Origin of the sequence: Methylobacterium sp. 22177 (genome assembly GCF_052045615.1) — a bacterium.
Taxonomy (GTDB): Bacteria; Pseudomonadota; Alphaproteobacteria; order Rhizobiales; family Beijerinckiaceae; genus Methylobacterium; species Methylobacterium radiotolerans.
Window position 1 is genome coordinate 96,711 of record NZ_JBQEPK010000023.1, and the last position, 7,931, is coordinate 104,641.

The following is a 7,931-nucleotide window of genomic DNA, read 5'->3' on the forward strand; positions in this document are numbered from 1 at the left end:
GGACGGGGGTGAACACCGGCGGCGGGGCGGCGCGGCGCGGCAGGTCGGCGGCCGAGGCGGCGGCGGTCAGGGCCGTGAAGGCGGCCAGCGAGGCCAGGAGCTTGGTCATAACGGAAGGTCCAAATTTCGATCTGGGTGTATGGCTACCGGTCCGTGATGGAAATAGCTGTAGTTTTACGGGCACACCATGCGATGATGAGGTAGGGCGGCTTAGTAAACCGAATATGAACGCACCCGAGATCGGCAAAATACATCGCCTGACACTCAGCCGGTCGCCACAACATCTCAGATGCGTTTTGGTTGCAGTCCGCCGCCACGTCGCTTGGTAGCTGTGGCCGCAGGGCTACAGGACGGGGTCGGCGGTTCGCTGCAGAGTAGGACCCTCACTGGATTTTCAGCTCCACCATGCCGATCCGGCCCGAGGACCGCTACTTCTGTCCCGTCGATTGGGCGTAGCTCTCGGCCGTGATCCGGTATCGGCCAGGATCACGGCGCCGCGGCGCCGACACACCTATCCACCGCGGAACATAGCGCCACCGGAACAAGAACCGGATCTCGGCATTGGCGGCTCACATTGTGGAGACGACGATGACTGAAAAGAAGGGCAACGGTAGCGCGACAGCCAAGAAAGCGAATGCCAAGGCGAGCAAGGAGGGTAAATCCAACCCTCGTAAGTCGTCGGCGGCACAGGCCGAACTCGGCAAGAAGGGCGCTAAGAGCAAATAAGCGAAGCCTTCACCCCACTTAGACGGGCGCTTCGAGGGCTGGCAGCCCCCGGGGCCGGTGCCCCGCGGTCTCCGGTCTTGCCGCCTCGCACCGACCCTCGCACGACTGCTCGACCTGGGCTTCGCGGGGTAGATGCGGAGATCTGTCTGCACCAGCCTGTCATCGCGCGCCCGCCGGCAACAGCACCGTGTGGTGTCGCGAACGCCTCGGGCGCGTCGGCAGGGGGAAGCGTTACCGTAGCAGGTGTTCCGCGCAGAAAAAGGCCGCTCCCGAAGGAGCGGCCCGAAGTCTTGGGAGGAAACGCTCTCGGGGAGGGCTGCGAAACTGCGGCGCCGTCGCGGTCTCACGTGGCCCGCCTCAGCCTGCGCGGTCCGGCGCACAACTGCGGTCTGGCTTCGTCTCGTGCATAAGTGGCGCTAGACGCCCGCTCAGGTGCGCGTCCGCGCCGTGGCTCGGGCGCCCGGAACGTTCCGGGGCCGCGTCTCACCTAGCTTCGCGGGAGACGCAGTCGTGTCGGCCGTCAGCGGGCCAAAGCGTCGGCCGGGCCACCCGCATGCTGGCCCGAGTACCGGTAGGCCGGGGCGGTGCGATAGTGGGTCACTGAGATGTCCGGCAGGACCACCGAGGCGTTGCCGACGTAGCCCGGGTAGGCCGAAGCCGGATAGGGGCTGTGCCTGCTGTCGATGCCCTGCGCCAGGGCGGGCGTGGCGACGGCGACCAGGGCGGCCGCAGCGAGCAGATGCAGCTTCATGACGATCTCCGTGCGGGTTCGTTCGACTTCGCGGGGAAGCCATCCGGTCAGTCGGGTCGCGTGAGGAAGATCGTCGGTGCGGCGGTCTCGATCGCGGCGGCTGTGCTTGGCCGGCTGTGACCTCTCAACGGCGTATTCCGCCGATCGTTCGCCGGGTTTTGTGCGCCGCCACACAGGGGGCGCACCGAGACGGGCGATCTGTCCGTGGCCCCTCCCCGCCAATAACCCCCGACAAATCCCGACCGAGGTCCGAGGTTGTGAGCGGCTCGCTGCGCAGGCGCACGCCAGGATCAAACACCAGGATCAAGCATCCCATTGTTGACGAGGGCGTTGCGCGTGTAGCTGTGCCTCGGCTTGCTCGCGCTGCAGGATCTCATGGCGGAGCGCATCGTTCACGGATCGAAGTTCGCGGGCGCGATGCCGGTCGGTCCGAATGACCAGCCAAGCGAGGGCAGCCGCGAGACACAGGGCGGTGACGATAACTGCAGCCAGGATCGACCGGCGGAACGCGGCTCGTTCGGCGCGTGTGGCCTGGAGTTCTATCTCTGCTCGGTCGAACTCAGCGATAGCCGTCCGAATACGCCTCATCAGGTCGCGTCCGGCGTTGGTGCGCACAATGGTGAGCGCTCCCGCTTGGTCGCCCGCCTGCATGCGCTCAGTCGTTCGCGCGAGCTCGGCCACCTTCTCATCGATGATGGGGCGGAGCTGATCCAGCCGGGCTTGCTGCTCTGCGTTGTCGCCCGTGAGGTACCGCAACTCTGCCTCGGCAGCCGGCAACTCGCGGCGAGCGGTCGTGAACGGGTCGAGGTAAGTCAGGTCGCCGGTGAGCAGGTAGCCGCGCTGGCCTGTCTCCGCTTCTTGAATGAGCCGAGATAGCCGCGCCTCGGCCCGCCGCACTTCAGCGGAGTGCACAGCCCACGCATCGGCATCCGCGCTGGCCAGAGCGGCAACGACGGCTGCCAAGCCGGCGAGAATGAGCAAGGCGAACCCGACGACGATCGCGGCGGTTTCGCGAGATCCGGGGGGGGGGGCGTCGGGCGGAGCGATCTTCCAAGTTGCATCCTCCGCACTGGGAAATTGGCAGCTTGGCAGTGCCGACATAGGGGCCGCGCTGGCAAGACCGTCGCTCGTCCCGTCCGACTGCCCGCGAGATTTCTCACAGGATCGCCTCAGTTGAGGCCGAACGCTGCCCCTCGGCGGCCTCTCATCGCTTCCATTGCCTACTCCTCTGTGCGCCACTCAAAGCGCCTGACAGAACGGGCACGGACAGCGTGGGTGGGCGTGGGTGGTGATGGCTCGTCCGCTTCTGCCCGATGATCTCTGGACCGGGATTGCGCCGCTTCCGCCGCCGTTCCGCCCGCGTCCAAAAGGAGGCCGGCGGCCGATCGAGAACCGAGCTGCGTTGACCGGCATTCTGCTCGTGCTGCGCTGAGGCATTCCGTGGGAGATGCTGCCAGCGGAGATGGGCTGCGGCTGCGGGATGAGTTGCTGGCGCCGCTGACGGGACTGGCAGGCGGCCGGCATGTGGGCGCGCCTGCATCAGGTGCTCTTGGAGCGCCTGCACGGGGCGGGTCAGACCGACTGGAGCCGAGCGAGCCTGGACATCGCCTCTGTCCGGGCCAAGAGGGGGCTCTGCCACCGACCCGAACCCGGCGGACCGGGGCGAGGCAGGCACGAAGCGCCACCTCGTCACCGACGCGCGTGGTACGCCGCTCGGCGTCTGCCTGAGGGAGGCCAACCGGCACGACAGCGCGATGATGGCACCGGCCCTCGATGCCAGCCCACCCGCGCGCAACGGTCGGCGGGGTCGGTCGCGACACCGCCCGGACAAACTGCACGCCGACAAAGCCTACGATGCTCGACCGCGCCGACGCGAGTGCCGGGCACGTGGGATTGTACCGCGCATCGCACGCCGCAGCAGCGAGAGACTGGGTCGGCACCGACGGGTGGTGGAGCGCGCGCACGCTTGGTTCAAACGCTTCCGGCGCTTGCCGGTCCGCTACGACCGACGCGTCGACATCTACGAGGCCTTCACCGGCCTCGCTGCCAGCCCCCTCACACTCAACCAGACCAAACGGTTCTGTTAGGCGCTCTGAAGGCCAGGGCTGATCGGCTCAAGACAAAAGTAAGCAGAGGCCCGGCATCGCGAGCCGATCGCCTCCTGCGATGTTTGCCGAGATGGAGCCTGCTAGAGCTTTGCACGGTGCAAAGCCTCGCCGGCCTCGCGCGATCCTGTGAGCGAGGTACCCGTCCCTATCGGAGTGACGATCGAGCACCTAGCGCAAATCAGTCAAATCGCCTTATCCAGGCCTAAGAGCGCGGGACAAAACCGCAGGTATTGGGTTGGGCGGGCATGGACGCTCTCGTACCCGACGACCTGTGGGCGGTGATCGAGCCGCTTCTGCCGTTTGAGCCTGAGAAGCCGAAAGGCGGTCGGCCGCGTGCCTCGGATCGGGCGGCGCTGGCTGGCATCATCCTGGTTCTGCGTACGGGCATGCAGTGGAAGCACCTGCCGCGTTCTGAGGTGGGTTGCAGCGGCAAAACGAGTTGGCGGCGGCTCGGCACGTGGCAGGCAGCCGGTGTTTGGGCCGCCCTGCACCGCGCGATGCTGGAGCAACTTCAGGACGCCGATGCGCTCAACTGGTCGCGCGCGGCCCTCGACAGTGCGAGCCTGCCAGCGAAAAAGGGGGCTGCGCGACAGGCCCGAACCCGACGGACCGGGGCAAGCCGGGGACGAAGCGCCACCTCGTCGTGGACGCCAACGGCACGCCGCTCGGCCTGACGCTGACCGGGGCCAACTGCAACGACAGCCGTATGCTGGCGGCGACCCTCGACGCGGTGCCGGGCGTGCGCACCGGCCGGCGTGGTCGCCCGCGATGCAGACCGGACAAGCTGCACGCCGACAAGGGTTACGATTACCGTCGCTGCCGGCGCGAGTGCCGGGCCCGCAGCATCACACCACGGATCGCTCGACGGGGCATCGAGAGCTGCCAGCACCTCGGCCGCCATCGCTGGATCGTGGAGCGCACTTTGGCTTGGCTCGCCCGCTTCCGCCGACTGACCATCCGCTACGAGCGACGCGTCGACCTGCATCTCGCATTCACGACCCTCGCCTGTGTCCTCATCTGTAGGGCACAGATCGACCGGTTTTGTCCCTGACTCTTAGTCTGCTCCGGCTCGTCCGGCGGATGGCCGAGTGCCAGCCCGATCATCACGGTGCCGGTGGCGCTGCCTAGATGGCCTAAGGTCAAGCAATGGCACTCGGAATCTGACCTGACCGGCTGGCTTTGGACCGGGCTGATTGAGAGGATCAGCCGGGACCAGAGGAGTCGGACATGCGGCGAGGTTAGAAGACGAGCGCGGAGCAGGTGGTACTGAAGCTGCGCCAGATCGAGGTGCAGACAGCACAGGGCAAGAGCTTGGCGCTGGCGTGCAAAGAGGCGGAGATCTCCGAGCAGAGCTATTACCGCTGGCGCAAGGAGTACGGCGGCCTCCAAGTCGATCAAGCCAGGAAGATGAAGGAGCTTGAGCGCGAGAACGCGCGGCTGCGGCGGCTCGTGGCCGATCTTTCCCTGGAGAAGCAGGTGTTGGCGGACGTGGCGGCGGGAAACTTGTAGCCCCCGAGCGACGCCGGCAGGCGGTTGCTGGCATCCGGGAGAGGTGCGGCCTCTCGGAACGTCACGCCTGCAGGATCGTCGGCCAGCACCGGGGGACGCAACGCTACGTGCCTACCGTGCCGGCCGACGGGGATGCGCTGACCCGAGCCATCGTCGCCCTGGCGTCCGAGTATGGGCGCTACGGCTACCGCCGCGTCACCGCGCTGCTGCAGGCAGACGGCTGGCCGGTGGGCAACGATCGGGTTCAGCGGATCTGGCGTCGCGAGGGGCTGAAGGTCCCGCAAAAACACCGGCCGCGCAGCCGTCTCTGGCTGAACGACGGCTCTTGCGTGCGGCTGCGTCCGCTCCACCGTAATCACGTCTCGAGCTTCGACTTCGTGCAGGCCCAGACCCCCGACGGCCGGAGCCTACGCATCCTGACGCTGCTCGACGAGCACAGCCGAGCCTGCTTGGCGTTGAAGGTGGCACGGCGCATCAACAGCCTGGGTGTGATCGAGGCGCTGGCCGACGCGATGTGTCTGCACGGCATCCCGGAGAACATCCGCTGCGACAATGGCCCTGAGATGATCTCGAAGGCGCTGCGCAAATGGGTCGCCAAGACCGGCTCGCAGATCCAGGACATCGCGCCGGGATCACCGTCGGAGAACGGGTACTGCGAAAGCTTCAACGGCAAGCTGCGCGACGAGTGCCTGCGCCAAGAGATCTTCTACTCGCTCAAGGAAGCTCAGATCGTGATCGCTCTTTGGCAAAACACATACAACCGCGTCCGGCCGCACTCGTCGCTGGGCTGTCGGCCGCCCGCGCCTGTCCGCTGCCCAGATCTGGCCTTCCGGCTACCCATGGCAGCGGTCATGCAGTAGCCTCTCACTCGGCTCGGTCCAAAATGCCGGTCAGGTCAGTCTCGGCTCCGGTCGATCCTCGAGGAATGACGACCTTGCGATCAGTGCCCGTTGTGTTGGGCTGAAGCTGGATGGCTGCGCCGCCTGATCGCGAAGTGCCGCCAAGCGCGATCGGCTGAGCTGACGCCATTCCTGAAGCCGTTGTCGCAAGCGAAGCGATCGGGACGGTCGACATGGCGCGTGTTGGTCGTCCTTTCAGGCGCGTTTCCTGAAGAAAGTCGTCGCTGGATCGAACTTTCCGGGCAAAAGCTCAGATAATATACGCCATATGAGAACGGCGGGTCGCGCGGTGATCGATCGCGCGGTGCATCCCTCGGTTAAAGACCGCAGGGTGCTGCTGGGGGCTTACTCTCTCTCACGCACCCGAACGGCCGGTCGTGGACTTCGAAGAGATCCCTCCGTCCATCAGTCAACTGCCGCGGGCAGCGGGCACGAGAAACCGCCGCGTCCATTGCCAACGGCACCGATGCCCGCCACCGATCCGCCCGGCCGGAGACCGGCGACCGACGGACACCCCGCGACGAACCGCGTTCGGCCGCGCGACCCCGGATCCCTGTCGGCGTCCGGCCGGTTCACCGGGGAGAGGGGCCGCGGGCCGATCCAGTCCGGCGCGCAGACCGCTCGAGGCAAGCCAAGAGGAGGCTTCGTGGACGGATCCAGGGAACGGGAAAAGCGCGACCTCAAGCCTCTGGTGATCGCGCTCGTCGTCGTGGGGCTCGTCTTCGCGGGGGCCATCGCGGGCTACTGGACCTGGCAGACCGGCAGCCAGCAGCATACCGCCTCGCGGCAGAGCGACGGATCGGCGACGGCTCTCCCGAAGTGAGCGGGCGACCCGGGCCATAGGTCGGGCGAACACCGTCATCGTCGGCGCGGTGGGTGCCTGAGCAGGTGGATCGGAAGTATCGCGGCGGGACTTAAAGGAAAGCTCCCGCGATACGGGCAATCAAAGCGGTCCGTGACACCCGGTCTTCAACGGAACCAGGTATTCGGGCAGCGCCGACGGAGGTCGGCTCCGCCAAGACCTGGAGATGGGTTGATGCTCAAGTCACTCGCCGCCGCGGCACTGCTCACCGTCGGCATCGCCGTGCCGGCCTCGGCGCTGCCAGTCCCGGGGTCGCCGCTCCACGCCGCGCAGGACGGGCTGATCCAGCACGTCTACGGCGGCTGCGGGCCCTACGGCCACCGCGGGCCATACGGCGGGTGCCGCGCCGGCGGCCAGTGGGGCGGGTATGTCGGTCGGGCCTGCCCGCGCGGCTTCCACCTCGGTCGCGGCGGGCGGCGCTGCTGGCCGAACCGGTACTGGTAGCGAGCGTCCCCGGCCCGTGTGGCGCGGCCGCGACACGGGCCGACGGACCCCTGTGGACGTCGCGCGCCACCCCCGATCCGTCACGGTTCAGGGGCGGGCCTGACGTCCTCGCCCCCGCCCCCGGCCGTGCCCTGTTCGCCCGTTTCCGCGCCGTCGTTCTCGGGCACCGCGAGCGCCTCGCGGTGCTCGTCTCCTCGGCCCTGTTCCTGGCCGGCGCGCTCTCGCTGTTCTGGGCGGTCGGCTGATCGCCGCGGCACTCCGTGCCGGAACGCAGGAACACCCCGGGAGCGTGCGCTCCCAGGGTGCTGCCGACCTCGCGGCCAGTCTGATCGGGCTGGGGATGCGAAGGTCAACCGGAAGGCTGCTCTTCGGCGGCGGAGAGCGATGAGGCGGACCAGCACCCTCGCGCCCGCCGCGTCTCCCGGCACGGAGGCCGGGAGCGGCGCGACCCGATCTCAGTACGAGCCGAACTTGTAGTTCAGGCCGGCGCGGACGACGGCGAACTCGGTCTTGGCGGCGGCGCCGTTGAGGTAGGCGATGCCGTTCGGGGGCAGGAGGTTGCCGTAGAACACGCCGCCGGCCGAGTTCTTCTGGCGGTCGAGGCTGACGTACAGGCCTTCGACCTTCAGCGT

General features: G+C 67.6%; 7 protein-coding genes and 3 pseudogenes. 6 read left to right on the plus strand and 4 right to left on the minus strand.

Translation table 11 applies throughout. From position 1 onward, the window contains the following. Nucleotides 1-109 (minus strand): annotated as a pseudogene (locus ACTJK8_RS20210) (porin family protein); the annotation flags it as partial. A gap of 479 nt (nucleotides 110-588) precedes the next feature. Here ACTJK8_RS20210 and ACTJK8_RS20215 point away from each other — a divergent pair. Next, nucleotides 589-726: a hypothetical protein gene (locus tag ACTJK8_RS20215; RefSeq protein WP_175654128.1), complete on the plus strand. Its 138-nt coding sequence runs from the start codon at nucleotides 589-591 to the stop codon at nucleotides 724-726. 520 nt (nucleotides 727-1,246) lie between these two features. Here the strand turns inward: ACTJK8_RS20215 and ACTJK8_RS20220 are convergent. Continuing rightward, nucleotides 1,247-1,477: a hypothetical protein gene (locus ACTJK8_RS20220; protein ID WP_024830639.1), complete on the minus strand. Its 231-nt coding sequence runs from the start codon at nucleotides 1,475-1,477 to the stop codon at nucleotides 1,247-1,249. A 303-nt stretch (nucleotides 1,478-1,780) separates the two neighbouring features. Beyond that, nucleotides 1,781-2,458, minus strand: coding sequence for a CHASE3 domain-containing protein (locus ACTJK8_RS20225; protein WP_440762419.1), 678 nt, complete (start codon nucleotides 2,456-2,458; stop codon nucleotides 1,781-1,783). 310 nt (nucleotides 2,459-2,768) lie between these two features. On the opposite strand from ACTJK8_RS20225, the pseudogene ACTJK8_RS20230 reads away from it, so the two are divergent. From ACTJK8_RS20230 to ACTJK8_RS20250, 5 genes and pseudogenes are all read left to right on the plus strand, one after another. After that, nucleotides 2,769-3,564 (plus strand): annotated as a pseudogene (locus ACTJK8_RS20230) (IS5 family transposase). 266 nt (nucleotides 3,565-3,830) lie between these two features. Beyond that, nucleotides 3,831-4,636, plus strand: a protein-coding gene (locus ACTJK8_RS20235) for an IS5 family transposase (protein ID WP_440762420.1) whose coding sequence is annotated in 2 segments (ribosomal slippage) — nucleotides 3,831-4,164 and nucleotides 4,164-4,636 — 807 coding nt in all. Because the reading frame shifts where the segments join, the coding sequence is not laid out codon by codon here. 209 nt (nucleotides 4,637-4,845) lie between these two features. After that, nucleotides 4,846-5,954, plus strand: a protein-coding gene (locus tag ACTJK8_RS20240; protein ID WP_440762421.1) for an IS3 family transposase whose coding sequence is annotated in 2 segments (ribosomal slippage) — nucleotides 4,846-5,080 and nucleotides 5,080-5,954 — 1,110 coding nt in all. Because the reading frame shifts where the segments join, the coding sequence is not laid out codon by codon here. Between the two features lie 685 nt (nucleotides 5,955-6,639). Then, nucleotides 6,640-6,816, plus strand: a complete 177-nt coding sequence (locus tag ACTJK8_RS20245; protein WP_012318279.1) for a hypothetical protein — start codon at nucleotides 6,640-6,642, stop codon at nucleotides 6,814-6,816. 213 nt (nucleotides 6,817-7,029) lie between these two features. Further along, on the plus strand, nucleotides 7,030-7,299 hold the full coding sequence (locus ACTJK8_RS20250; protein ID WP_440762422.1) for a GCG_CRPN prefix-to-repeats domain-containing protein: 270 nt from the start codon (nucleotides 7,030-7,032) through the stop codon (nucleotides 7,297-7,299). A gap of 455 nt (nucleotides 7,300-7,754) precedes the next feature. On the opposite strand, the pseudogene ACTJK8_RS20255 reads toward ACTJK8_RS20250, so the two are convergent. Beyond that, nucleotides 7,755-7,931, minus strand: a pseudogene (locus ACTJK8_RS20255) (porin family protein); the annotation flags it as partial.

Coding starts and splice junctions, on each gene's coding strand:
- ACTJK8_RS20220 (WP_024830639.1), bottom strand. CDS start 1,477: ATGAAGCTGCATCTGCTCGCTGCGGCCGCCCTGGTCGCCGTCGCCACG.
- ACTJK8_RS20215 (WP_175654128.1), top strand. CDS start 589: ATGACTGAAAAGAAGGGCAACGGTAGCGCGACAGCCAAGAAAGCGAAT.
- ACTJK8_RS20250 (WP_440762422.1), top strand. CDS start 7,030: ATGCTCAAGTCACTCGCCGCCGCGGCACTGCTCACCGTCGGCATCGCC.